The organism is Ancylobacter sp. TS-1 (assembly GCF_009223885.1).
Lineage (GTDB): Bacteria > Pseudomonadota > Alphaproteobacteria > Rhizobiales > Xanthobacteraceae > Ancylobacter.
Map to the genome: position 1 here is coordinate 3,636,330 of NZ_CP045144.1, position 25,399 is coordinate 3,661,728.

A 25,399-nucleotide genomic window follows, 5' to 3' on the forward strand; every position below is an offset into this window, starting at 1 on the left:
TTTAGAATAGCGATAAAATTCAGCGGCTTACGTTTAGCCGTCAGGCGGTTGCCGACGCCCCGTGTTCGGCAATCCGAACATGCTGCGCTGCCGTTGGTTCGGACTTTCGAACAGCAGGCTGCGCCCTACGGCTCGGCACCCAGACCGAGCCGGCGCATCTTCTCCCACAGCGTGGTGCGCCCGATGCCGAGCAGCCGCGCCGCTGCGCTGATCTCGCCCTGCGTGCTGGCGAGCGCACGCAGGATGTGCCGCTTCTCGGCATCAAGGCGCGCCTCCTCCAGCGAGCCGAGCTGAGGGGCGCCCACGGGGCCGCCCGCGGCCTGCTCGGGAAACAGGTCGCCCGGCATGATCCAGGGGCCCATGCCGAGCGCCATGGCACGCTCCATGCGGTTGCGCAGCTCGCGAATATTGCCGGGCCAGGAATGGGCAAGCGCGGCTTCCTCGGCGAGGGCGCTGATGCCGTTGGCCTGGGTCGCCAACCGGCCCGAGAGTTCGGCGAAGACCCGTTCCATCAGCCAGGGAATGTCCTCCCGCCGCTCCCGCAACGACGGCATGCGCACCGTGACGACATTGATCCGGTAGTACAGATCCTCGCGGAAGCTGCCTGCGGCCACACGGCGGGGAAGATCGGCGTTGGTGGCGGTGACGAGCCGGCCGTTGAACCGCAGCGGCCGTTCGCCACCGACGCGGGTGAAAGTCCGATCCTCGATCAGGCGCAACAGCTTTGCCTGCAGTTCCGGCCGCAATTCGCCGATCTCGTCGAGAAACAGGACGCCCGATCCGGTGCGCTCGGCATAGCCGAGATGGCGTTGCGCGGCGCCGGTGAAGGCGCCCTTCTCGTGACCGAACAGCTCGCTTTCCAGCAGGTCGGCGGGAATGGCGGCACAGTTCACCGCCATGAAGGGCTCGTTTGCGGCATCGGACATCGTGTGGAGGAAATGGGCGGCGACATCCTTGCCGGTGCCGGTTTCGCCGGTGATCAGCACGCTGGAGCCGACACGGGCGACGCGCCGCAGAAGCCTTTCGACCTCGCGGATCGCCGGCGAGATGCCCAGAACCGCACCGTCGGCCTCAAGCGGCGGATGCACGAGATCGCCCAGGCGCGCCAGGAAGTCGTCCATTTCGAACGGCTTGGTGACATAGTCGGCGGCGCCCGCGCGCATCAACCGGACGGCCTGGTCGATATCGCCATGGCCAGTGATGAACAGGAAGGGCGGCGCATTGGCGCGACGCCCGGCTTCGCGGAACACCGCTTCCCCGGTCACGTCGGGAAGCCGGATGTCGCAGATGATCGCCCTGAAGCGCTGGTCGGCGATTTCCCCCAGCGCGTCCTGCCCAGCCTGCCACCATTTGACGGCCATGCCTTCGAGCGTCAGTCGCTGCACCAGACTTTCGCCCATGATGGGATCGTCTTCGACCAGGCCGATCAGAACGGGATCAGGCGACATGGGCGAACTCCTCGTCGCGCTCGAAGGGAATTGATACGCGCACGCAGGTGCCCGCAGTCTCAGGATAGGCGACCGCGATGGTGGCGCCGAGTTCATGCAGCAGCCGGTGCGTCATCCAAAGCCCGAGGCCCGCCCCGTCACGCAGGGGGCGGGCGCCAGCGGTGCCGGTGAGAAGCGCGGCTGCCTCGAGCGGCAGGCCCGGGCCGCAATCGCGGACCTCGACGACGAGCCCGTCCCCGCAGCTTGCCGCCGAAAGCGCGACGACGGATCCCGCCGGAGCTGCTGCGACGGCATTGAGCAGAAGATTCAGGATCGCCTGCCGCATCGGCGTGCTCGGCAGCGGAACGCTGCCCTCCAGCGCGTTGCCGATGGTGACACTGACTTCACGCCGGCGGGCTTCCGGAGCGATGAGGAGCCCAAGATCCTCGATGTCTGTCGCCATCAGGTCGCGCCGGCTGCCATCGGTGCGGTAGAGCGCAAGGGTCGTGCGCACCACGTCGCGAATGCCGACCAGTCCGCGCTCAAGCAGCCCCACCGAGCCGACACGGACACTCTCGATATGGCCATGGCTCTTGACGGTAGCGAGCGCATTGAATAGTCCGCCGAGCGGATTGTTGATCTCATGGGCGAGGGCCGAGGCCAGCCGACCGAGGCTGCCGAGGCGCTCTTCCTCGGCGAGCCGCTTGGACAGTTCCTGCCGCTCCGCCGTCGACTGCACGAGCGCGTTGTAAGCCTGGAAGAGGCGGCCGAATTCGCCCTGGCTGGCGGCGACGATCTCCGGCGCGATGGGCGCGACATCGGTCTCGCGCGCGCTGCCCAGATGGTCCGACAGAATGCGGATCGGCCGCATCATGCGTGCTACCAGCAACCAGCCGGCCGCCGCCAGCAGGAGGGTCAGGAACCCGTTGGTAAGAACGAGCGTGGTCAGGACGCCTCGCCGCTCGATCGCCAGATGGCGCGTATCGAAGCTCGCATAGATCGTCCCCACCTTCCGGCCGGGATAGGAAAGTTCGCGCTGGGCATAGGCCTGATCGGCGCCGGAGTCGAAGCGGAAGGTTCCCTGACCCGTGGCGTCGACAATCGAGGTCGCCACGGCCTTGCCGACCGGATGAAGCCGCGGATCGGAAGCAGCGATCACCCGATCATCGGCGTTGGCGACGATCGTCTCCGCCGGCCGCAGGCTCTTGTTGAGCTGTTGCGCCCGTTCGATCGCGTCGAAGACCTCCCAGACATCGTCACGCAGGATGGAGGGAGCGATCGCCGAAGACAGGCCGTCCAGATAGCTCTGGGCGAGCTCGCGCAGGTGACGCTCCTGGGATTGGTCCAGGCGCGACAGCACGCGCTCGGAAAGCACGACGCCGACAAGAACCATGAGGGCGGCGACGGCGAGCGGCACCTTCACTGTCACGGGCCAGGCGCGCGGGTTGAGGCGGGAGAGCATTTGCTAGCCCGCCAATGCGACGATGGCGGCTTTGGCCGCGATCGGATCAAAAAGGCTGGCGTCCTCGCGCACGAACCCATCGAGCCGCAGCATGGCGAGGATGGCGCGTCCATCTTCGTCCATCGACATGTTCAGCAAGGCGGCGGAAAGCCGTTCGAGGCGCTCACGATCAACGGGGATCCGAGGGGCGGCAATCGGAGGGAAGGCGAGCCATTCGGATCGCCGGAGGATGCGGGTGCGGGCGGTGAGTTCAGGCTCCAGCTCGGCGACCACTTGATAGACATAGCCATCCACCGATCCAGACGTCGCAAGCCCCGATGCAACCGCGCGAATGACGTTCCGGTGGCCATAGGTGAAGAAGGTCCGCTCGAAAAACGTCTCGGGCCGGAGATGCGCCTGCGCCAGGGCGGCGCGCGTGACCAGAAAGCCGGAATTCGAATCCGGATCCGAGAAGGCATGCACGTCGCCCCTGAGATCGGGGAGGCCTTCCGCCCGGCGATCGGCATCGACGATCAGATAAGACTGATAGAGGGGCTTGCCGCGCCATTGCGGCAGGGCCACGAGCTGAAGCTCGGACTCGTGCATGACATAGGGGTAGCCGCAGATCCACGCCGCGTCGATCTGTCTCGAAATAAGGAGAGCAACGATCTCCTGATAGGTGCGGCGGGTAATCAGATTAATTGGCGTGCCGGTCGTTCGGGCAAGATATGTTTGCAGGCGACCAAGCAATTCGAGATCCGATGTGAGAAAAACCGGCGTCAATCCGAATCGTATTTCTGATGATATTGCTTGAGACGGCCGGTTCAAAACCGTAGTCGTCGCCGCACAGGAGAGTATAGACACCATGAAGACGCGCCTGTCCAATCCAACGATCGTGTCTCTTGGCATGACGTTTCCTGTTTATAGTTATTCTTGTTCCAGTCACGCTACTCTGTTTTGGCGCCAACGGAAATAGACGGACCGATCACATGAAACGGCATGGCCCACCGGGCTCCCCGCTGGTTCGCGAATGTCACCGGACTGTCATTCCCGGCTGGTACGGCGCAATGGCTTTGCAGAACGAAACTGCTGACGCCCGCGCCGGGCACATCAACATCGAGGGGTCTTCGGTATGAGAGTCGGCATTAACGGCATGGGACGGATCGGGCGGCTGGCGCTGCGGGCAGCGATGGGCGCGGCCGAGCGGCAGGCCAGCGATCCGCGCGCCGGCAACCGGCTCGACATTGTTCATTTCAACGAGATCAAGGGCGGTGCTGCGGCGACTGCGCATCTCATTGAGTTCGACAGCGTGCAGGGCCGCTGGCGCGCGCCAGTCGAGGCCGTCGGCGACGATGCCGTCATGATCGACGGGAAGCGCATTTCCTTCTCCGCCCATGCCGCGCCGGCGGATATTCCGTGGGGCGACCTTGGCGTCGATGTCGTGCTGGAATGCACCGGCAAGTTCCTCACCCCGGCCGTCCTTCACGGCCATTTTGAGCGTGGCGCCAAGCGGGTCATCGTCGCAGCGCCGGTGAAGGACCCTTCGGTTCTCAATGTTGTCGTTGGCGTGAACGAGCCTCTGTATGAGCCGGCGATGCACCCCATCGTGACGGCGGCGTCCTGCACGACCAACTGTCTCGCCCCGGTGGTGAAGGTGGTGCATGAGGCGATCGGTATCCGCCACGGCCAGATCACCACGATCCACAACCCCACCAACACCAATGTGGTGGTCGACGCCCCACATAAGGACCTGCGCCGCGCCCGCTCCGCCATGCTGTCGCTGCAGCCGACCACCACGGGCAGCGCCACCGCCATCGCGCTGATCTATCCTGAGCTGAAGGGCAAACTGAACGGCCATGCGGTGCGCGCGCCTGTCCTCAACGCCTCGCTCACCGATGCGGTGTTCGAGATGAAGCGCGCGACGACGATCGAGGAAGTAAATGAGCTTTTCCGCTCAGCCGCACAGGGGCCGCTTGCCGGCATTCTCGGCTTCGAGCCGCGCCCGCTGGTCTCGGCCGACTATGCCCGCGACACCCGGTCCTCCATCGTCGACGGCCTCTCGACCATGGTCACCGACGAGACGCTGCTGAAGGTTTATGCCTGGTATGACAACGAGATGGGCTATGCCTGTCGCATGGTCGACCTCGCTTGCCACATGCACAAGGTGGGGATCTGAACATGGTGGGAGCATCGGCGAACGGGTTGCGCAACTACGCCATTGTGACGGCGGCCTATTGGGGGTTCACGCTGACCGACGGCGCCCTGCGCATGCTGGTGCTGTTCACCTTCTTCCAGCTCGGCTATTCGCCCTTCACCTTGGCCTTCCTGTTCCTGCTCTATGAGGCGGCCGGCATCGGCGCCAATTTCATCGGCGGATGGCTGGCGGCGCGCTACGGCATCACCCGCATGCTCACCGTCGGACTGGTGACGCAGATCGCCGGCTTCCTGCTGCTCTCCGCCGCCTCGCCCGAATGGGGCAGCACGCTGCTCGTCACCTGGGTGCTGCTGGCGCAGGGCGTGTGCGGCGTCGCCAAGGACCTTACCAAGACCGCGTCCAAATCGGCGATCAAGATCACCGAATCGCAGGCCGGCGGCGAGGCCGAGGGCCGGCTGTTCAAATGGGTGGCCTGGTTCACCGGCTCGAAGAACGCGATGAAGGGTGTCGGCTTCTTCCTCGGCGGGCTGCTGCTGCAGGCGGTCGGTTTCCGCTACGGGCTGTGGCTGATGGCGGGGGCGCTCTTCCTCGTCATGCTTGGCGTTGTGTCTTCGCTGCCGGCGATGATGGGTAAGGCGAAGGCGAGCCGCAGCGCCCGCGAACTCTTCGCGAAGTCCAAGGGGATCAATCTGCTGGCGGCGGCACGCGTGGCGTTGTTCGGCGCGCGCGACGTGTGGTTCGTCGTCGGCGTGCCGGTGTTTCTCTATGCCAATGGCTGGACCTTCACCATGGTCGGCGCCTTCCTCGCGCTCTGGACCATCGGCTACGGGCTGGTGCAGGCGGGCGCGCCCGCGCTGGTGGCGCGCAGTGCCGATGGCCTCTCGCGCGAGGTGCCGGCGGCGCGCGGGTGGTCGCTGGCGCTCGCCATCGTTCCGGCGCTGATCGCCGCCGCACTAGCGCTGGCGCCGCCCGATCCGACCCTCGTGCTGGTGGTCGGGCTCGGCGTATTCGGTGTCGCCTTCGCGGTGAACTCCTCCGTCCACTCCTATCTCGTGCTCGCCTATGCGGGCTCGGAGAAGGCGGCGGAGGATGTCGGCTTCTACTATGCCGCCAATGCGGCGGGGCGGTTCCTCGGCATTCTTGCTTCCGGCTTTCTCTACCAGTCCGGCGGCATCTACGCCTGCCTCATCGGCTCGGCGCTGATGCTGTTCATCTGCTGGGTCGTCACACTGGCGCTGCCGACGCGGGCGGATTCGTTGAAATCGACAGTTCGAGTCGCCTGAGGAGGCCTGCCCGTGGGAGCAGATATCAGCAATGTTCCGGTGGAGCCGAATAAACGGGTCACGCCGTTCGGCGGCGCGGAAAACTCCAGCTTCAAGCGGTCCAGTTTTCGGGGATCAGATCAAACTCTCTCCCGACCCTCAACCCGTCAAGGAAAAGGGGGGTGATACTCTCACTCTCCAACGGGCGCTGTTGCTCGATGTTCGGCCACCCCGTTTGACCCGAATGGGGAGCTATGCGAAGCGGCCAGTTGGCAGTCATTTGCAGCGGTCATCGGCTTCCTGAACTGAACCTGAATCTCGGTGCAGATGGATGGCATCGTGCGGCCGACCGTTTGACTTAGCCGCCACCACCATTGGTACTCCTCCAACGCACGCAGCGGGCCACCGGAGATGAAACGAAATCCCCGCACTCCGACGGGCTCCAGCTTCGTCAATTCCTTGAAAAGTCTCAGGAACTTCTGGGTCGAGAAAGACTGGACGTGGCCGCGGATCTTGCCGGGGGGGAAATAGCGGTCCCAGGTCGGCTGCGCCACCTCGCGAACCTTGTGGATGCCGTGCGGAAAGGCCGGGACACCGGCAAACAGGTAGCCGCCCGGCCGGGTGATGCGCTCCAGGGTGCGGATCGGCGTTTCCAGCGTCGTGATATGCTCCAGCACCTGCTCGCAAATGACCACGTCATAGCCATTGGAGGGTATGTCAGGATATCCCCGCGTCAGGTCGCCGATGAAGATCTCGTCGACGCTTTTGAGCCCATAGACGGGTCCTATTTCCATATCGGCGATGCTGTAGTCGATATTCTGGCGCGCGGACCTGTGTTCAAGATGTCGGAGCATGGTGCCGTTGTGGACGCCGATATCCATCAGCTTCAGGCGTTTTCCTTGCGCGGCAAACTGTGCAGACATTTCATTTATTGATGTCGCCAGCGCATCGTATCGAGCCTGTCGAAGACTGTAGAATTGCGTACGGGTCGGGTCTACGCCAAAGGCCATGCCGTTGCGCGTTCTTTGTGCCAGATGGTCCATCAATCCTGTGGGGATGCCACTTCCCGGTCGAGCGCAGCCCACAGCGTTGCCATGACAGGCGTGCCTGTCGGCTTCGCAGCAAGGTGCAGTGATCCGGGAGTGTTCGGAAACGTTCTCGATCCTCAGGGGCGCCGGAAAGAGCGTTCCCCTGGCGGTCGCGATGCGACGCAGGGCTGCGGGGTCTGCAGAAGCCACGTCGCCTGGCTGTTATTCCACCCGAAGCCTGCGCATTTGAGCGACAGGAAAAGACAGTCGCAAAAGCAACTTGCCGCGTATAGAGGACGCATTTCGGATAACAGCAAAAACAACGGATCTACAATGGATTCCCTCCGCACCGCAACAAAGCGTATGACGTTAGGGAAGGCCAGGTCAAGGCGGCACGGGCATATTTTCTGACCCGACCTTACTACCATTCAATTCGCACGGTTCCCGCCATCAGGCCTGTGCCGGTAAACGATATAGTGCCACGCGCACCACGCGTGGCAGGGCGGCGAAAATTTAGGCTTGCCATCGAACCCGCTCGCCGATATTTCAACGCACGTTGCATTGCAGCAACATTCTGGATCAGAGCGATTATCGGGCCCATGTGACTGACCGCGCCAATCTAATGTCCTTTAGCCTTCGGCTCGCTTGAGCCGGGAGAGCTTTGGCATAGCGCCGTCTGCCCTCAGCTTCTGTCCCTCTTCCCTATTTTGCCGAGAATTGTCGCCTTTGCGCGCCTCGACGCGCCACAATACTCTTTGGAGCCTGCATACCTATGCGTCTGTCCGTTTCACAATTGCGCGCCGAATGGTTCGGCAATATCCGGGGGGATGTCCTCGCCGGCATTGTCGTGGCGCTTGCGCTGATCCCGGAAGCGATCGCCTTTTCGATCATCGCTGGCGTCGACCCGAAGGTGGGCCTGTACGCCTCCTTCTCCATTGCGGTGATCATCGCTTTTGTCGGCGGACGGCCGGGGATGATCTCAGCGGCTACCGCCGCGACCGCCGTGCTCATGATCACGCTGGTGAAGGACCACGGGCTTCAATATCTGCTCGCCGCCACCGTGCTCGCCGGCCTCCTCCAGATCGTGGCGGGGCTGCTGAAGCTTGGTTACGTCATGCGCTTTGTCTCGCGCTCGGTGATGACCGGTTTCGTCAACGCGCTCGCCATCCTGATCTTCATGGCGCAGCTGCCGGAACTCACCAATGTTCCCTACCTGACCTATGTGATGGTCGCCGCCGGGCTGGCCATCATCTACCTGCTGCCGCGCGTGACGAAGACCATTCCCTCGCCCCTGGTCTGCATCGTCGTGCTGACGGCGCTCTCCATGGGGCTTGGCCTCGATTTGCGGACGGTCGGCGACATGGGCGAATTGCCGTCCACCTTGCCGGTGTTCCTCATTCCGCAGATTCCGCTCAATCTTGAGACGCTGCTGATCATCCTGCCCTATTCGGCCGCCGTTGCGGCGGTGGGCCTGCTGGAATCGCTGATGACAGCGTCGATCGTCGACGAGCTGACCGACAGCAAGGGCAACAAGAACCGCGAATGCGTCGGCCAGGGCGTCGCCAACGTCGCCACCGGCTTCATCGGTGGCATGGCCGGCTGCGCCATGATCGGCCAGTCGGTGATCAACGTGAAGTCGGGCGGCCGCGGGCGGCTCTCCACCTTCGTCTCCGGCGCCTTCCTGCTGTTCCTCATCGTGGTGCTCGGGGAATGGGTCAGGCAGATCCCCATGGCCGCTCTGGTCGCGATCATGATCATGGTGTCGATCGGGACGTTCAGCTGGGCGTCGATCAAGAACCTCAAGCTGCACCCGCGCAGTTCCTCGATCGTCATGCTGGCGACGGTGGTGGGCGTGGTGGCCACCCATAATCTGGCCATCGGTGTGCTGATCGGTGTGCTGCTCTCGGGCATCTTCTTCGCCTGGAAGATCTCGCAGATATTCCGTGTGACGTCCTCCCTTTCGGACGACGGCACGCATCGGACCTATCGCGTCGAGGGGCAGGTGTTCTTCGCCTCGTCTGACGATTTTACCGATGCGTTCGACTTCAAGGAGGCGCTGGAGAAGGTCACCATTGATCTGACGCCCGCCCATATCTGGGATATTTCGAGCGTTGCCGCCGTTGATACGGTCGTTCTGAAATTCCGCCGCGAAGGAGCCGACGTCGAGATCATCGGGCTCAACGCCGCCAGTGAAACGATCGTCGACCGGCTGGCGATCCATGACAAGCCGGGGGCGCTCGACCGTCTCATGAGCCATTGAGGAAACGCCAATGACCAAGATTATCTCGCTGATCGACGGCTCGGCCTATGCACGTAGCGTGTGTGAGCATGCGGCCTGGGTCGCGACCCGCATCGGTGCCTCCGTCGAGGTGCTGCATATGCTCGGCCGACGCTCCACCAGCAGCGTGCCGGCTGACTATACCGGCAATCTGGAAGCCGACGGGCGCGACACGCTGTTGGCCGAGCTTGCCGCTCTCGATGAGCAAAAGGCAAAGCTGGCGCAGCAGCGCGGCCGCATCATTCTCGACCAGGCAAAATCCTGCCTGACGGCAACCGGTGTCTCCGACGTCGTGCTGAAGCTGCGCAACGGCGACCTTCTCGAAGCACTCGAAGAGTTCGAAGCGGATGCCGAGCTGGTGGTGATCGGCAAGCGAGGCGAAGCTGCGGACTTCGCCCGGCTTCATCTCGGCTCCAATCTGGAACGGGTGGTGCGCACCAGCCAGCGGCCCGTGCTGGTCGCCTCGCGCGAGTTCAGCCCCATCGAGAGCTTTCTCGTTGCATTCGACGGTGGATCGAGCGCCGGACGCGCGGTGGACCATATTGCCCGCAGTGCGCTCTTTGCCGGGCTGGAGTGCCGTCTCCTCCATGTCGGCACCGAGACGGCGGACATGCGCCGGCGTCTGGACGAGGCCGCGGCGAAGCTCAAGGGCGCGGGCCTTGCCGCCCGTGTGCAGATTGTCGCCGGGGAGCCCGCGACGATCATTCCGCAAATCGTCGAGTCCGATGGTATCGGCCTCGTAACCATGGGCGCCTACGGTCATTCGCGCATCCGGAACATGATCGTCGGCTCGACCACGGTGGAAGTGGTTCGCTCCTGCAAAGTGCCGATCCTGATGTTCCGCTGAACCAATTTTGCGCGCGGGGCGTGGGAGCCAGCCTAGGGACGTTGATTCTCTCCGGCGCCATGCCCCTCACTGGCGCAGCTCGTAATTGCAACGAGAGGCTTCATGTTGAAGATGATGCACGACTTTCTCTCCCGCCACATTGCGACGGGCGACCTCTCCATGATCGACCCTTCGGGAAGGCTCAGCCATTACGGCGACGGGTCCGGGCCGCCGGTGACGGTTCGCCTGGGGGACCCCGGAGTGGCCCGGGCTCTCTTGTTCAATCCCGAAATGGCTCTTGGCGATCTATACGTGAACGGGCGGGTGAAGCTTGAACAGGGCGATATATACGATCTTCTGAGGGTGCTCTTTACGAACGTACCTTCTTCTGTCGCAACGCCTCCCGCCCGTTTTTTCAGTCGGTTATACTACTCTTTGCGACGTCTTCATCAAAAGAACAGCGAGAGCAGTTCGCGGAAAAATGTTGAAAAGCATTATGATCTGAGCGCGGGCCTGTATGATCTGTTTCTCGACGAAGATTTACAATATTCGTGCGCCTATTTCGATGCCGACACCGTCGATCTCAGCGAAGCTCAATTAGCGAAGAAGCGCCACATTGCGGCCAAGCTAGCCATCAAGCCTGATCATCGCATCCTGGACATCGGTTCGGGGTGGGGCGGGCTCGGCCTCTATCTTGCCGAAGCGACCGGCGCAGATGTTACCGGCCTGACCCTGTCGCGTGAACAGCACGCCGTTTCGAACCGGCGCGCCCAGGACGCAGGACTTGATGCGCGGGTTCGATACCTGCTCCAGGATTATCGCCAGATGAAGGGCCGGTTCGACCGGATTTCCTCGGTCGGCATGTTCGAGCATGTTGGCGTGCGGTATTACGACGAGTATTTCTCCCGTGTGCGCAATCTGCTTACGGAAGATGGCGTCGCGCTTGTTCACTCGATCGGACGATCGGAAGGCCCTTCCTACACCAATCCGTGGATACGTCAGCACATTTTCCCCGGCGGCTATATTCCTGCATTGTCGGAGGTACTGCCATCGATCGAGCGGCAGGGTCTGTTCGTCTGCGATGTCGAAATTTTGCGCCTGCACTATGCCGAGACGCTCAAGGCTTGGCGGGCACGTTTCGAGGCCCGCCGCGAGGAAGCCGTACATCTCTATGATGAGCGTTTTGCCCGTATGTGGGAATTCTATCTTGCTTCGTCCGAAAGCGCTTTTCGATTCCAAGGCCTGATGGTTTTCCAGGTACAAGTATCGCGCAGTCAACACGCTTTGCCTTTAACAAGAAATTATATCTATCAAAAAGAATCTGATCTGAAAGCGAGCGGATTTTAAAGAAACAATATAAAATGAGGTAGTTTCATGCAAATTAACTGGCGTGATGCTCTTTTTATTGATGGAAGTCATTGCGATAGGCTGAAGTCGGCGCTGGATTGCCGAATTGATCTGGAGAAGATCCGGCATCTTGCGGCTTGCGGGGAAGGGCTTGTTTATTCCGGCTATTATCGCGACGTGCGCGATCCCGAAGAGGCGGCCCGCCAGGGGCCGTTGCTGACGTGGCTATCCCACCACGGCTTTGACGTAAAAGGGCGAACGGTCGAGGACCTTGCCGGCCTGCCTCGCGAGCGGTACGGGACCAATCTCGTTGAAATGGCGGTTGATGCGCTCCGGATCAGTCAAGTCGCCGAGCGTATCGCTCTCGTGGCCGCCGACGCGAAGCTTGTGCCCCTCGTTCTGGCGCTGCGCAAAGGTGGCCAGAAGGTGACGGTTCTATCGACATCGCGCGGTCCGGCGTCGATCGTCGTTGCGCCGCAGCTGAGGAACGTGGCCGACAGGTTTATCGACCTGTCCGAACATGTGGCATCTATTTCCATGCCGGCGGAATGACATCCGTCGGCATGTGCAGTCGCTCAAGCTCGCGGGACAAGGTTACGAGGTCGCCGGCAATGCAGCCGTGCCATCGGCCGTTGCGCCCTGCATCCTTTCGGGCGCTTGGTGCGGTGCCTTCTTCGCAAGGCAATGAAGCACCGCTTCCTCGACCGACCTGAAGCTATGGGCGGTACTGCTGGCAGATCCGGCGTCGTTCAACAAAACGGTTAGTTGCGGCGGCGTTGCGCTCTTATCGTTCATCGTTTCCTCCCGACATATGAGCTGCAACGGGCAGCATGGTCGAATTGTCGCAGGGTGTCCACCGCGGCAGGGCGGCTGCGGATCAATCGGTGGAAGGTGCGGATCACGGATCTGTGACTTTTGATGATGCGCTACTGTTGTAACTTCACCATCGGTTCTCCCAAAATTGGTCGAACCAACTCATCGCGGAGGCGATGCGCACTGGCTGGTTCGCGGCATGTTGCCGGGATTGTCAGGCTCACACTCCGTAGCGAGAGTTGGCCCGCGATCCCGTACGTCGCCCGTTGCGCGAAGCCTTCCGCTTGTCGTCAACATCGGAGGCGCGAATGCAGGGGCAGATGCGGCTTTGGCCGGAGACCGGCAGGCGGCCCCGTTCAGGGTCGCCGGCGCGACCGTCACAGGGTTGCGACCTTTCAGCAGCAGGAACTTTCGCGATCCGGCTTCGAGTGCCCGGCCCAGGGCTGCCCTGCCGCGCGCTGGCCCGTGCCATGCGGCTGAGGCAAGGATACGGTCCTGTGAAGCATCAAGGGGAATTCGAGCGTCGGCGCAGCTGCGGTACGGGAGGGCTCGTGCCGTAGCCCCTGGAGAGATCTTCGTTTCTCTCCTCAAGGGGTTTCTCATGTCCTATTTGCGCACCGGGCCCGATCCATCTTCTACATCCCTACCGTTGGCCTATAGCCGGGAACGTGCCGGCCGAAAGTTACCGTCCCTACCGGCGGGGTATAGTCTGCGCCGCGCTGTGGTGCGGCACGTCAGCGACCTGTCCCATGCTGTGCACGCGCTGCGGACCCTTGTCGCCACCGAGCACATCCAGTTTCTGCATCCGCTGGTCGGCGGCCATCTGTTCCTGGCCGCCAGCGACGAGGTGCAGTTCAGTCGCCTGGCACGCTGCCTGGAAGGCAAGCGAGGGCAACAATTCAGAATATTTCCCTCCTATTACGAGATGGCTCTCTGGATTGGCGGAGACGCCGCTGCGATTGACCGCTTCATCCGCGTAAAGCGTCTCAGCATCGCGCGCGACGTTGACGGGCGCAGCGTCTTCCTCGCCCACAACCAGTGGACCCTCAACCGGGTCTGCAGGGAGTGGCCAGACATCAACTTTTGTGCCGGCCCGATGGCGGAAGGGGAGCGGGCATGACCAGTTCCATGGATCGTGCCATCGCCCGCGCGCTTGTCGCCCGCCCCGACGCCAAGACCGATTTCATCCGGAGGGCTGTGCCCGAAACGCGCGGGGTGCCGGAACACGCCTTGGCGCAGAAGCTCGATTATCTGCGGCGGCGGGCACGCGAAACGGCGGCAGGCCTCTGCCGCACATCAGGTCTCATTCGAGGAAACCGCAATGGCTGACGAATACGAGACTAGGGTCAAGGCGATCTTCCGCCCACGGCTCGAGAAAGATCTGGAGGATGCGATTGCGGCCGCCGCCTCGCCGACGGCCGGGGTCGCCACCGTCATGCTGGATCAGCAGAGCGTGGGGCGCCTAAGCCGCATCGACGCCCTGCAGAGCCAGGCAATGGCCCAGGCAATCGAGCGTCGCCTTCACGTGCAGAGGCTTCGCCTGGAGCGCGCGCTCCAGCGCATGAACGAAGGTGACTTCGGATATTGCAGCGAATGCGGCGAACCCATCGGCTTGCGGCGTCTGCACGTCGACCCTGCCGCGCATCTGTGCGTCGACTGCGCCCCGTGACCGCCGATAACCCGCCGGGCCGATGGCCTCCTGCCGCGCCACGTGCCACCAAAGAACCGGAAGGGAGTCTCTTGGAAGACAGTGATTTTCACGACGGCGCGATCGGCCGCGTCTACCTCGCGCGGCATCTGTCGCCCGAGGCCCGCACGCGCATTGAGCGCCATCTGCAAAAGCACGCTCGGGCGCCTTTCCGCCTGACCCCCTGGGGAAATTCCCGCGGCAGCTGGACGTGCGTCTCGTTGTGGGACATGCACGACCTCGACATGTGCCGCGCTGCATTCCCACGTCTCATCGACGGTTGGCGCTTGAAGTAAATCGACCTCGGCAGAAATATGAGTTCAATTGAAGTGCGTCCGGTAGCCGCTGCGTGCAGCGCCGTCGGAGAGGATCTCAGGCTCCCTGCAACGGGCGCTCAGCATGCCACGAGCACGCGAGGGCGCGTCGATGCGCCTCCGCCCGGCAGCGATGCGGATGCGCGCCGGAAGCAGAGCGATCTTGTGGCTGCGGCCTTTCTGATGACGCTCTCCTCGAGTTTCGGCCAGACCTATTTCATCGGACTGTTCGCCCCGTGGGTGAAGAAGGACTTCGGTCTCACGGACGGCGGCTTTGGCATGATCTACGCCGTCGCCACCGTGGCGAGTGCTGCGACGCTCTTCTTTGTGGGTCGGCTGGCCGATGGCCGCCGTCTGCGCGCCCAATCGGCGGGGGTGCTGGTGGCGCTTGGCTGTGCCTGCATGGGCATGGCGTTCAGCCAATCGGTGTGGATGCTGCTGCCCACGATATTCGCGCTACGCCTTTTCGGACAAGGATTGCCGGGCCACCTCGCACTCACCGGTGTCGGGCGCTGGTTCCAGCGCCGCCGAGGGCGCGCCATGTCGCTGGCCGTGCTCGGCTTTCCCATGGGCGAGGCATTGATGCCGATTCTCGCCGTCGCCTTGATCGACGCGACGGGCTGGCGGGCGACCTGGCTGGCGGCTGGCGGCTTGCTGTGCCTGCTGATGGCCCCTCTGGTGCTTTTGCTGCTGCGCCATGAACCATTGCCGTTGGCTCGCTCGCGACAGGAAGGCGAGGAGGGCACCCCGGCCGTGCGCCACTGGAGCCGGCCCGAAGTGCTGGCCGAACCCGCCTTTTATGCCGTGCTCGCGGGAGTTGTCGCGCCGTCTTTCGTAGTGACAGGAATCTTCTTCAATCAGTCACAACTCGCTGCCGCGAACGGATGGTCGTTCGGCTCCTTCGCGCAATGGCTGCCGCTCTATGCTCTGGTCAGCGTAACCACGGCGCTTGCAACCGGCGCTGCCATCGACCGTGGCGGCGCCCGGCGCGTCCTGCCGGTATTTCTTGCGCCCATGGCACTCGCGACGCTGGCGCTCGCGCTCGTCTCGTCGCCCTCTATCATCCCGGTATTCATGGTGGGGGTCGCGCTGACCACGGGAGCCTCTCAAACTCTGATCGGTGCGCTTTGGGTCGAGCTTTTCGGCAGTCGGCATCTCGGCGCCATCCGCAGCGTGGCCTTCGCAGGGCAGGTGCTTGCCTCGGCGCTTGCGCCCGGCATAATGGGCCTGCTGCTGGATGCCGGAGTCGATCTGCACTACCAGTATCTTGGTATGGTCGCTTATACGCTGTGCAGCGCGGCCGGCCTGCAGCTTGCCGCCGGACGGCTGAGAAGCATGGCGACGGCTTGAACAGCAATGTTCACCGTAAGCTGTTCATCGACCCACACGGAATTGCTGTCGATTTCTGTTTCGGTGGTCTCGGGAAAAACGGCGAGGCATCATCCAATTAAACTTCGTCCGTGATGCCAGTCTCCTTTATTAACTGAAGGAAAATGTGATTTTTCATTTATTATAATCGAGTAAGAGGGACATTTATTGAGCGCAATGTTCGAAGAGTTGGATTTTCAGGTGACCTCGCTGGGCACTCTTGTCCTTCGACGCCGCCGTGACCTTTCCACCGGGCAGGACATATTTGAAATCAAGCTGAACGACGATTTCCTCATGTCTTCGAAATTCACGGTGTCGGAAGAGGCACTTTCGAGGCTGGGCCTTGCCGAACTTTCCGAAACGGACATTAGCGTGGTCGTCGGCGGTCTGGGCCTCGGCTACACTGCGGCGAGCGTGCTGCAAGATCGGAGGGTACGCTCGATGCTGGTTGTCGATGCCCTCAAACCTGTGATCGATTGGCATGAAGGTGGCCTGCTCCCTCTTGGCCAAATTCTGGTTCAGGACAAACGATGCCGCCTCATCCACGGCAATTTCTTTGAAATGGCAGGTTCGCCAGCGACGGGATTTGATCCGGTCAGCCCGGGCAGACGGTTTGATGCCATCCTGCTCGACATAGATCACTCGCCGACCGAACTCCTGCACCCGTCAAACGCGGCACTCTACACCTTTGACGGGCTCACAACGCTGGCTCGACATCTGCGCCCGCAGGGGGTGTTCGCGCTATGGTCGAACAATCGGGAAGATCCCGCTTTTATGGAATTGCTGCGCGCCACGTTCGGTGTCGCCCGTGCTGAGCCTGTGGTCTTTGACAACCCCCTTCAGGGACGCGAAGCGCATCAGTGTGTCTATATTGCCCGCAACGTGGAAGGCGACGAATGATGCAGCGGCGTTGCGCAGGATCCGGGGCCGGCGCGACAAGGTCACGAATGGCTGGGTGCTTTCGTGCCTGTGGACCTCAGGACACCCGCATGATCATACCCCTATACCGGTGTTTCACGTAACCCACCGCACTGGCGTTCCAGTGATAGGCGCAATGAGCGCCCTGCGTCGGGATTGGTACGACATCGGGCCAGAACACGGCGATGCAGCGTCCGTGCGAATATCGTAAGTCACCGTTATGCAGCCATGCGTGCCCCATCTAAGGCGCGTCGCGTTGCGCGTGGGCTGAGCCAGGAGCGAACCGCCTCATCTTTCCTGGTCAGTTCGCCAATCGACCCGAACATAGTGTCGCTGATGGCCTGCTGCTGAGCTCTAAGGTGATGCTCGAGCAGTTTGTGCCGAGAAATGTAGCCGGCGTTTACCCCCGGAATGGCGTGGTTCATCAATAGGCGCGCGTCGAACTCAGACACTCCCGCCGATGTAGCTAGCGTCCGGAACGTCTGGCGTAAATCATTGCCCCATTTCGCTAAAATGTGCCTTGCTTCCTTCTGCTCGGCCAAATGTCCACTGTCGCTCTCTGCTGGGAACAGCCACTGATTGGCTTCATGCGGATAGAAATGTTGGCCAAACCGGATGACCCGCAGAAGACACATGACCATCTGCCGCGATAACGGGATATCGAACGCTCTGTCGGCACCGCCTTTTGGCCGGGGAATATGCAGCACCCTGCGGCGAAGATCGAGATGATGCGGTTTTGCCTCCATGAGCGCTGTCGGTCGGCTTCCCGACAGCAGTGAGAACAGGTGGAACTCGCGTCGCATGGGATTGGGCAACGCTGCTACCTGTTGGAACCAACCCGGCAAGTCATGTATTCCCATTGCTGTGCTGCGGCGCAGCTCCGAGTTCCAGTCAACGGCGCTGGCTGGATTGTCGGTTGGTAGATGGCGATGCGCCTTGCGCGCATGATTGTAGACGGCCCGCAGTGTCCGCATGCTGCCATTCGCAATGTAGGGACCGTGCTCCTTCGTGATTTCATCGTGCCGCGCAATGACCTTGGCAGGGGCGTCGGCGAGAATTTGCAAGGGAAGATCAAGCCAATCCTTGAAGAGGCGTTCTACGTGATCGCGGTAGCCTTCAATCGTTCCCGCACTCCGCCCCTTTCGGACAAGGTGCGCATCGCGATAGCGCTCCCAGGCCTGCTGTAAGGTAACGCCTTTCAGAGCCGCATCTTGCCGCTCTTTAAATTCGCAGTTCCCAAGAGACGGGCTTTCGCGTGGCGTTGGCGAGTTTACCGCTTTGGGTCCCGGGTGCTCTCCCTTGGTGATCTGCGCGAGGTGTGATTTTGCGATCGCGCGGGCCTCACGTGTAGACATGGCCGACGTATCGCCTATGCGCACGGAGATCGAGGCGACGCGTCTACCGTCCTTCCGCAGATCGCCCTGGACTGTGAATGTCTTGGTCCGCTTGCCAACCACGACATAGAAGCCCTTGAGCTGGGTATCGCGCGCGCGATATTGGCCGGAATCGAGCGGTTTCAGTTCGCCTACTGATCTGTCGTTGAGGAGGATACGGATGTCGGCCATAGCGCAATCCCTGCAAACCCGTGCGTAGCGAGCCAAAAATTAAGCCGGTTTTTCAGCCGGTTTTAGACTCGCACAGGATCAAAAGGCGCGTCCACGACAGAATGCGATATTTTAGTAAAGTTTCTGAAAATAATCGTGAATATCAAGATGGAGGGTAAAGCCGGATAGTGGCGGCGAGTGATAATAGTAAACTACGAATCTGGGGGTCAGAGGTTCGAATCCTTTCGGGCGCGCCACTTTTCCGATAGCAAAATCAAGCACTTGGCGCGGGAGCGCAAAACTCTCGCGCTTGCCCGCCGTTTCCTTTGTCGCCACCGTGTCGCCACCACGTGGGAAATCGGCCGGGATTTGGCGGGAAGAGGCGGGATCTGGCGCCTTTGGATTGCGGGGACATCGCGCCGCCGCCGCCGCTCAAACATCGAAGCTGTGCCAACATCTCTTGGCGGAGGTGGGCATGGCCAGCCTTTCTGGATGGGGCATCAACTATGCCTGTCGCGGCGCTGCTGCTGCCGAGCGCGCACGAGCGCGCATCCGGTTCCTTGGATTCACACCGAGGGGGTATCCATTGTGGACAGAAGCTGAAGAGGCGACGCTAAGAGCGACATATCCCGACTACAAGGCAGCGGTGCGAAGGCTCAAGCGTCGGACCTACTGCGCTTGCCAAGCAAGGGCCCGCCATCTGGACCTTGTGAAGCGGCGCCAGTGCTGGACGGCCGCTGAAGAAACGAGGCTTCGCAGGATGTTCGGGAGGCTCGGCAAGAGCGAGCTTCTTGCCGCTTTCCCAAGCCGCTCCTGGAGCCAGATCAAAACCAAAGCTCAAAGCCTACGTTTGAAGCGCCCGAAGGTGCCTACTGCTCCAACTCCATGGCAACCCATTGATGCCATCAAGGCTCGGGCAAGAGAGTTGAATTACACCCTGCCAGATGTCGACCAACTCGCCGGCTCCAAAACCTACTTCGCGCGAGCAGGATGGACCGGCCGGAGGCAGATCAACTACCGACACGTCGGCCGTGCAGTTGAGGCCCTCGGCGGGCGCCTGGTCGTTGTGTGGGATTAACACAGCGGCCAAGTTTAGCAGCCCTACTCGTCAAAGCCCCAGAACGTGATGACGGCTATCGCGGCAAGCATGATGACGCCGATCAGACCGAAGATCATGCTCGGCTGAAAATGGAAGTCGAGGAGGTCGACTATCGGCTGCATGACGCCATCCGTTTGGGGCTCGGTCGCCTAGGTTATGATGGGCAGGCGCTATCCCCTGCCACTCAGGGCGCGCGGTCTGCCGGTCTTCCGTCCGATATTTAAACGGCTGGGCCGCCGCTCGCGTCCCTTCTTGGAGGCTCCAGAAACTCCAGCGGCGAGTACGTGAGAGAATACGATTTTTCACGCGCACCCCTGCTACGGTTGCTAATCTTGCTACACTTCGGCCTTCGAGCGCCCACTGTAGCAAAGTGTAGCAGGCGCTATGTTCCAACACCGCCGAGCGCCGCCCGCATGGCCTTCAGGAATCGGCGCGTCTCGATCATGTCCGCGCAGCGCCGTCCGTGCCGATAGTTGCCGTTCGCCGGCCCGCTCGGCGCTCCCGAGCCTTCCGCCCCACCATGCATCCGGCAGCGGCGCTTACCGTTGACCGCCGGGGACTGGCAGGGGCTCCCGCTCCTGGTCTTCGCTCCACACCGGGGAGTCAGGTGCAAACGCGAGGGATCGGGCATCGTCCGCATCGGGTTGTCGGTCATTTTCGGTCCTTCCCCCTCCCACCCCGTTGTGGGTGACATTTCCGACGACGGCCTGTCCGCCGGCATAAACATGGACATGCTCGACGGTCACTTTCTGTTCGCCCTTGCGCCGGAGCTTGGCGAGGGCTTCCACCTGGGCGGCGAATGTGCGCGAGAGCTTCACCGCGAGATTGCCGAACGCTTCCTTCTGCGGAGCGGTGTCCGCGCGCGTGGTGCGCGCCATCATCTCCATGGTGACTGCGTGGGTTGCCGCCATCTGAACCGCAAGCATTGCTTCGACTTCGTTCTCTGGCTGGAGCCCGTCCACGACGGCGAGGGCGGCATTCAGTCGGGGAAGGTCAACGCTGCCGTCTGGAGACGTTGCCGACACAAGGCGGTTGATTTCGACGGCAGCGAAGTCAGGGGAGGTCGTGCCGAAGGCGTTGAGCTTCTGGAAGCACCAGCCGAGATCATCGGAATGGGCAGGCCCAATTTGCCTGTCTCGAAGTTCGCTGCGGAACCTGTCCGCACGGTCGAAATAACGCGTCCGGGCTTTGTCCATCGCCTCGCGTTCCCGGCCTTTAGGCTGCCGGGGCTCACTCGCCGCATGACAGGGGGCGCTCTTAGCGGGTTTCTTGGTCGCAGCCATTTGGGTCAGTTCCCTTCAGCCCGACTGGAGCGCCCGACCGTGAGATTGAGCGGCTGGCGCTCCTGCTGCCCGTCGTCAATCGCCGAGATGGTCGAGGCAAAGGCCGCTCTGCGGTAGCGCGCCGCGAACGACGAAATGTCCCTCTCGGTCGGCTTGGGTGGCGCCTTCTGAAGAAGCATGGCGGCCCGGCCGGGGTTGAGGATCGCGTCGGTAAGGATTTCATCCACCTGCTGGAGACCGGCCCGGCGCATGCGTCCGACAATCTCCGCCCCCAAAGCCATCCCGAGCCCGGCTGACATAGAGCCGGTCGCGGCAGTGCCGGCGCCGAAGTTTGCGGCCGGGGCGATAATCAGCGAGGCCCACGAACGCGGCGCGTTGTCCCGCTGGGCGGCGGCAATGATGTCCTGCGCTGTGTTCGAGCGGCCCGGTAGTTTCGTCGCGGTGATCGAGCGGTTGGCGCGCTGGAGGTCGGCGGCGAGTGCCTTGAGCATCTTAACTTCCGGCTCTTCAAAGACGATACGAAGTGCCGCCTCGTTCTGCCGCATGAAGGTCTGGAACTGGTCCGACCGCATGCCGGTCTGACCCGATGCCGCAACCTCCGTATTCGAAAGGAACCGCTGTGTAAGCCAGTCGGCGAGGCCCTTGCGGAGCCCTTCCCGCGCTTCCGGGTTGTTGGCAGTCTCGGCTGCGAGCCGGCGCATGGTCTGCACCGGGCTCTGCGTCGAGAAGACTGCCCCAAGCTTCCGGGACACATCTTCCGGCGCCGCGTCGATAAGGCGCCCGATAGCGTCGGCTCGGAAGGCATCCAGCCGCTGCTTGCGCTCCACCGAGAGACGGGCGACCGCCTCCGCAGCCTGCACCGGGCCTTTCAGCATGCCGTCGATTTCCGGGAGCGCGCGCAAGGCGTCCTTGTGGGCGGTACGCCAGATAGCGACCTTGGACGGGTTCAACGTGCCGTCCGCACCTTCGGCCATCTTGCGCAGGCTGGAGATGGCATAATCGCGGATCGCCGCCATGGTCTCGGGAGAGTTGGACGCCTCCTTGAGCGCCCGCATGTTCTCCGCACCCATGGCGCCGCGCCGGAAGAAGCGTTCCGGCACCACGGCGGTCGGCGTCTTGAACGGTCCCTGAGAGCCGGAGCGTGCCAGCACATCGCCAACGGCGCCGCTGTCATAGGTCTGCGCCCGCGCCTTGGTGGCGGCACTGGCGGCCCTCAGTCGCTCGTAGGCTCCGGGGTCGACGTTGGGGGTAAGTCCCGGTACTCCCGGATTGCCCTCAGCATCTGGAAATCCGCCTCCGAGCGGGCGCGTGCCTCGGCGTGAACCAGGAACTCCGCCCGCTCGCCCGCCGGCATCGGGTCCAGAACCGAGCGCAGTTGCTCCCCTAGACGCCTGTTCGCGTTGCCATGCATCCCGCCATCCGGTCAGTCGCGATGCGAGGCCATCTTCTTCGCGCATCGCGCCCGAAGCCACGGCCTCCGCTTCCTGCGCAACCTTGCCGGCCACGGCGCCCTCAAGCGCATTTTCTATGGCCCCGCGAAGCTGCGAAAGACGACGATATACCTGAGACTGCCCGTTTGTCGAAAGCTCCTCGCGCAATGCGTCCGAAACACGCGAGCGTAGCGCCGTTACCTCCTGAAAGGGCATCACACTCTTGTAGCCCGCCGCTACGTTCAGGATGCCGCTTTCCTCCCCTGCCACGGGCTTCGCGGACATAGGCATGCGCTGGACGATGGACCGGGCTTCGTCGCGGATGGCGGCCACATCGAGCGCCAGCGTGCCGTCAGGGTCCACCAGCCCCCACAACTCACGCTCGCGGGTTTTCGCTGCCCCGCGCGCGCTGTCCAGTTGCTGGCGGATCGTGGCCCCGTATCCCTCCGGGGTGCCGGCGCCACCAAGCCCCGCCGTGCGCTCGCGTGCCGTCGCCGTCGCCGTGTCCAGCACTTCGCCGGTCACGCGCTCGATCTCGGCGAGGTTCTGGCGGAGTACGTTCACCACGGCTTCCGGAGATCCTGTCGTCTGCAAGCTCTGCATGGCGCCGACGCGGGCCGTATTCTGGTCCGCGCGACGCTGCTGGAACGGAATAGGGTTGCTGGTCTCAAGCGTGCGCTCCAGAGCGCCGAGCCCCATATCGCCGGTCTGCTGGAACGTGGTCGGGCGCGAGCCGGGCACGAGTTCGGAAGGCGTCGCCAGTGTCTCGCGAGCGGCCATCGGGTCGGTCGCCGCGTCCCGGAGGGCCGTCGCAGCCAGGCGTTCGCGGCCGGCCTCGGAAAGCGGGGCGAGATATTCCCGGCCAGCCCCCGCGCCAGCGCGGGCGAGCGAGGGAGCGGAGGCGCCAGCCGCCGCCAGACCGCCACCGATAAGCCCTCCGGTCATTTCCGCAATGGGGCGCAGCGGCTCGGGGGCCGCTTGTCCAGCAGCCGACGCGCCCGCGCCGGAGGCCCCGCCAATAACTGTGTTCGCCACGAAGTCGCCGGGCGAGCGCGACGAGCCCACAAGCGCCTCAAGATAGGGGTTCACGGCCCTGCCGGCGGCTTGCGCCGCACCCCGCACGGCAAGCTCGGGGGCCACCATATAGCCGGCGCCCTGACCAAATCCGCGCGCGACCTTCTCGCCCGCCGACACCGCATCCACGTTCGCGGGATCGGGGACGCCTAGATAACGCTCTGCCACCCGCCCGAGCGAGCGTGCCGAACTGGCCTCGATCTGCGGGATATCGGCGCCGGTGAGGGCGTTGACGCCCCGCGTGGCGAGGTTGACCGCGCCGATTGGAAGATCCACCACAGCGCCAATCGTGCCGTAGAGGGCTTCATTCAGGCCAGCAGCGGCGTTCATCCCGATGCCACCGCCTTCACCACGCGCGCGGCGCGAGGCGCGAGCCATGCCCGCCTCCATCTCCGGCGCCGGCTGCTGCCCCTCGAACTGATCGAAGGCGGCGCCAACGTCAGGAGCGTCGGGAGCGTCCAGCACGAAGCCCGGCGGCAAGCCTCCACCAGAGGAAGCCGCCGCCGGGCCGTTGCCGGAAGCCGGGGTATCGAGCACGAAGCCGGGGGGAAGCTGGTTGCTCATCACATCGGGCTCCAAGCGCCGCCACGGAAAATCATCCGTTCGCCGGTTTGCGGATTGGTTGCCGTCGCGCCTTCGGTAACGCCGCCGCCCCCGCCGCCACCTGTCTGCCCACGGCCAGCTCCGCCCCGGCCCGGCGAGATGCCGAGTTCGGCGAGCGGAACACCAATGGCGGCCTCAATCTGGTCCGGCGCGTAACCGGCCTTGGTGTAGTAGTCCGCGAGCTTCCTCGCCGCGCGCTCGGCAACTGCCTTCTGGCGCGTAAGGTTGGCGGTGATCGAGGTAGGCGACATGCCGGGGTTGATGTCTGCCTTTTCAAACTCGCCCTTCTCGGTCGCCGTGAGCGCAGAGCCGAACAGTCGATTCCGGACAAGGTTCTTCTGGCCCTGATAGTCCTGCCACCACTGAGCCTGCTTCCCCGTGTCGGAGCCGGCATCGGAGAAGGTTCGGCCCCACCAGTTGTTCGCGTCGCCGAGCCACGGCTGGCCGCCGTAGGAGTCCTGAAAGCCCCCGCTGATGCGGTTCAGGTCGGCATATGCGCTGCCGGCCTCGCCAAGCGTGTTGACCGTGTTCTGCGGCAAGGCCCGCCCGGCGGGAATCTCCCCCGTGAGGAGATAGCGGTTGTAGCCGGGCGCATCGGGGGTGAAGCCCGCTGCCTCTGCCGCCGAGCGCCTGGCCTTGAGCGCGGCGGCCGGATCGCTGGGGGCGCCCGGAATGGGTTCCATGCCGCCATCTGCCGTGGCGCGGTATCCCGCCGGAATGCGGCCTTCACGAAAGGCTCGCTCCTGGAGGGAGAGGGAACGTCCGCGATAGGAGGCATCAGCTTCGCGCGCAAGGCGCCGCTCCTCCTGATCGGCAGCGAATTTGCGTTCCTGAAAATCGCGGTCAGATTGGTCTTGCTGGCGCCGGTAATCCATCTCGCCGCCCGGCATAATCATCTGCGCGAAACGGCGCCCCTCCGGCGTCATCAACAGTCGCTCCATAGCCTCGCGGGGAATGCGGGGTGGCTGCGGCGGGGCACCGAGATTGCCGATGGTACGGGCAGGGATTGCGCCGGCACTGGCCGGCGGCGATGCCTCGTTGAGCGCTGCAAGCGAGCGTCGGCCGGCTTCGGCCTCCGGGGACGGGCCAACCGGGGGCTGCAAGGCCATCGAGCCGCCCGGTGTCGGCTGCTGCGAAGCCCCTGTACCCAGCAACCGCTCCACGAAAGACGGCTGCCGGGGAGCTTCCCCGTAAATGCTGTCTAGGTAGGGACGGAATGCGTCGGCCTGCTGGCGCTGGTCCAGATACTCGCTTGCCCCGTTCGCGAAGCCGGACAGGAAGCCGCCTCCCGATGCCGGGATATTCGGGCGGCGTGTGGTTAGCTCGGCAATCGTGACCATCAGTGCGGCCTCCCGGAATGCGCTTCACGCTCCTGCCTCATTCCTGCTTCCATGGCTTGGCGAATGACTTCGCTGAGCGGAAAGCCCGTTTCCCGCGCCTTCTGCGCGAACACGGCGTGCATCCGGTTGGGGATGCGCAGGTTGATCTTGCTGTCCAATCGC

Annotated in this window: 23 protein-coding genes; 12 read left to right on the forward strand and 11 right to left on the reverse strand. The window is 63.2% G+C overall.

Annotated features, from left to right (window positions below; translation table 11 throughout):
• Positions 1–125: 125 nt before the first annotated feature.
• Genes GBB76_RS17095 through GBB76_RS17105 form a run of 3 tightly spaced genes read right to left on the reverse strand, consistent with a single transcriptional unit; the run spans position 126 to position 3,651 of the window.
• Positions 126–1,448 carry a sigma-54 dependent transcriptional regulator gene (locus tag GBB76_RS17095; protein ID WP_152304948.1) on the reverse strand — a complete coding sequence of 441 codons (1,323 nt, stop codon included), beginning with the start codon at positions 1,446–1,448 and terminating at the stop codon, positions 126–128.
• Positions 1,438–2,850: a sensor histidine kinase gene (locus GBB76_RS17100; protein WP_246668969.1), complete on the reverse strand. Its 1,413-nt coding sequence runs from the start codon at positions 2,848–2,850 to the stop codon at positions 1,438–1,440. Before GBB76_RS17100 ends, GBB76_RS17095 begins: the two co-directional genes overlap by 11 nt.
• Before the next feature lie 42 nt (positions 2,851–2,892).
• Entirely contained in the window at positions 2,893–3,651 is a 759-nt protein-coding gene (locus GBB76_RS17105; RefSeq protein ID WP_371716978.1) for a PhnD/SsuA/transferrin family substrate-binding protein, read from the reverse strand.
• A 349-nt stretch (positions 3,652–4,000) separates the two neighbouring features.
• Between GBB76_RS17105 and GBB76_RS17110 the strand changes: the two genes are divergently transcribed.
• Positions 4,001–5,044 carry an ArsJ-associated glyceraldehyde-3-phosphate dehydrogenase gene (locus tag GBB76_RS17110; protein ID WP_152304411.1) on the forward strand — a complete coding sequence of 348 codons (1,044 nt, stop codon included), beginning with the start codon at positions 4,001–4,003 and terminating at the stop codon, positions 5,042–5,044.
• Positions 5,045–5,046: 2 nt separating this feature from the next.
• Positions 5,047–6,306, forward strand: a complete 1,260-nt coding sequence (gene arsJ, locus GBB76_RS17115) for an organoarsenical effux MFS transporter ArsJ (protein ID WP_152304412.1) — start codon at positions 5,047–5,049, stop codon at positions 6,304–6,306.
• 170 nt (positions 6,307–6,476) lie between these two features.
• Here the strand turns inward: arsJ and GBB76_RS17120 are convergent, their stop codons facing one another.
• Positions 6,477–7,328 (reverse strand): bifunctional 2-polyprenyl-6-hydroxyphenol methylase/3-demethylubiquinol 3-O-methyltransferase UbiG, encoded by an 852-nt coding sequence (locus GBB76_RS17120; protein ID WP_152304413.1) that lies wholly within the window; start codon positions 7,326–7,328, stop codon positions 6,477–6,479.
• Positions 7,329–8,085: 757 nt separating this feature from the next.
• Here GBB76_RS17120 and GBB76_RS17125 point away from each other — a divergent pair.
• From GBB76_RS17125 to GBB76_RS17140, 4 genes are all read left to right on the forward strand, one after another.
• On the forward strand, positions 8,086–9,573 hold the full coding sequence (locus GBB76_RS17125; protein WP_152304414.1) for a SulP family inorganic anion transporter: 1,488 nt from the start codon (positions 8,086–8,088) through the stop codon (positions 9,571–9,573).
• 10 nt (positions 9,574–9,583) lie between these two features.
• Complete coding sequence (locus GBB76_RS17130; RefSeq protein WP_152304415.1) at positions 9,584–10,438, forward strand: universal stress protein; 855 nt, start codon at positions 9,584–9,586, stop codon at positions 10,436–10,438.
• Positions 10,439–10,540: 102 nt separating this feature from the next.
• On the forward strand, positions 10,541–11,764 hold the full coding sequence (locus GBB76_RS17135) for a cyclopropane-fatty-acyl-phospholipid synthase family protein (protein WP_152304416.1): 1,224 nt from the start codon (positions 10,541–10,543) through the stop codon (positions 11,762–11,764).
• 27 nt (positions 11,765–11,791) lie between these two features.
• A complete protein-coding gene (locus GBB76_RS17140; RefSeq protein WP_152304417.1) occupies positions 11,792–12,316 on the forward strand; it encodes an NYN domain-containing protein in 525 nt (174 codons plus the stop codon).
• 42 nt (positions 12,317–12,358) lie between these two features.
• Here GBB76_RS17140 and GBB76_RS17145 read toward each other — a convergent pair whose 3' ends face one another.
• Positions 12,359–12,559, reverse strand: a complete 201-nt coding sequence (locus GBB76_RS17145) for a hypothetical protein (RefSeq protein WP_152304418.1) — start codon at positions 12,557–12,559, stop codon at positions 12,359–12,361.
• 619 nt (positions 12,560–13,178) lie between these two features.
• Between GBB76_RS17145 and GBB76_RS17150 the strand changes: the two genes are divergently transcribed.
• The 6 genes from GBB76_RS17150 to GBB76_RS17175 all read left to right on the forward strand — a co-directional run bounded on the left by GBB76_RS17150 (position 13,179) and on the right by GBB76_RS17175 (position 16,846).
• On the forward strand, positions 13,179–13,697 hold the full coding sequence (locus tag GBB76_RS17150; protein WP_152304419.1) for a hypothetical protein: 519 nt from the start codon (positions 13,179–13,181) through the stop codon (positions 13,695–13,697).
• The gene (locus tag GBB76_RS17155; RefSeq protein ID WP_152304420.1) at positions 13,694–13,906 is read left to right on the forward strand and encodes a hypothetical protein; all 213 of its coding nucleotides are present in this window, start codon (positions 13,694–13,696) and stop codon (positions 13,904–13,906) included. The genes GBB76_RS17150 and GBB76_RS17155 overlap by 4 nt, the downstream gene beginning before the upstream one ends.
• Complete coding sequence (locus GBB76_RS17160; protein WP_152304421.1) at positions 13,899–14,246, forward strand: TraR/DksA C4-type zinc finger protein; 348 nt, start codon at positions 13,899–13,901, stop codon at positions 14,244–14,246. The genes GBB76_RS17155 and GBB76_RS17160 overlap by 8 nt, the downstream gene beginning before the upstream one ends.
• Positions 14,247–14,317: 71 nt before the next feature.
• The gene (locus tag GBB76_RS17165; RefSeq protein ID WP_152304422.1) at positions 14,318–14,560 is read left to right on the forward strand and encodes a hypothetical protein; all 243 of its coding nucleotides are present in this window, start codon (positions 14,318–14,320) and stop codon (positions 14,558–14,560) included.
• A 201-nt stretch (positions 14,561–14,761) separates the two neighbouring features.
• Entirely contained in the window at positions 14,762–15,928 is a 1,167-nt protein-coding gene (locus tag GBB76_RS17170) for an MFS transporter (RefSeq protein ID WP_162375639.1), read from the forward strand.
• 195 nt (positions 15,929–16,123) lie between these two features.
• Positions 16,124–16,846 (forward strand): spermidine synthase, encoded by a 723-nt coding sequence (locus GBB76_RS17175; protein ID WP_202911258.1) that lies wholly within the window; start codon positions 16,124–16,126, stop codon positions 16,844–16,846.
• Positions 16,847–17,082: 236 nt separating this feature from the next.
• On the opposite strand, the gene GBB76_RS17185 is transcribed toward GBB76_RS17175, so the two are convergent.
• The 6 genes from GBB76_RS17185 to GBB76_RS18680 form a co-directional block, all read right to left on the reverse strand.
• Positions 17,083–18,429, reverse strand: a complete 1,347-nt coding sequence (locus GBB76_RS17185; protein WP_152304425.1) for an integrase arm-type DNA-binding domain-containing protein — start codon at positions 18,427–18,429, stop codon at positions 17,083–17,085.
• A 1,460-nt stretch (positions 18,430–19,889) separates the two neighbouring features.
• The gene (locus GBB76_RS18980) at positions 19,890–20,162 is read right to left on the reverse strand and encodes an HGGxSTG domain-containing protein (RefSeq protein ID WP_371716980.1); all 273 of its coding nucleotides are present in this window, start codon (positions 20,160–20,162) and stop codon (positions 19,890–19,892) included.
• Positions 20,047–20,790, reverse strand: coding sequence for a hypothetical protein (locus GBB76_RS17195; protein WP_152304426.1), 744 nt, complete (start codon positions 20,788–20,790; stop codon positions 20,047–20,049). Before GBB76_RS17195 ends, GBB76_RS18980 begins: the two co-directional genes overlap by 116 nt.
• A 5-nt stretch (positions 20,791–20,795) precedes the next feature.
• On the reverse strand, positions 20,796–23,858 hold the full coding sequence (locus GBB76_RS17200; protein ID WP_152304427.1) for a hypothetical protein: 3,063 nt from the start codon (positions 23,856–23,858) through the stop codon (positions 20,796–20,798).
• Positions 23,858–25,237, reverse strand: coding sequence for a hypothetical protein (locus tag GBB76_RS17205; protein ID WP_152304428.1), 1,380 nt, complete (start codon positions 25,235–25,237; stop codon positions 23,858–23,860). The genes GBB76_RS17200 and GBB76_RS17205 overlap by 1 nt, the downstream gene beginning before the upstream one ends.
• Entirely contained in the window at positions 25,237–25,395 is a 159-nt protein-coding gene (locus tag GBB76_RS18680) for a hypothetical protein (protein WP_162375641.1), read from the reverse strand. Before GBB76_RS18680 ends, GBB76_RS17205 begins: the two co-directional genes overlap by 1 nt.
• Positions 25,396–25,399: the final 4 nt, after the last annotated feature.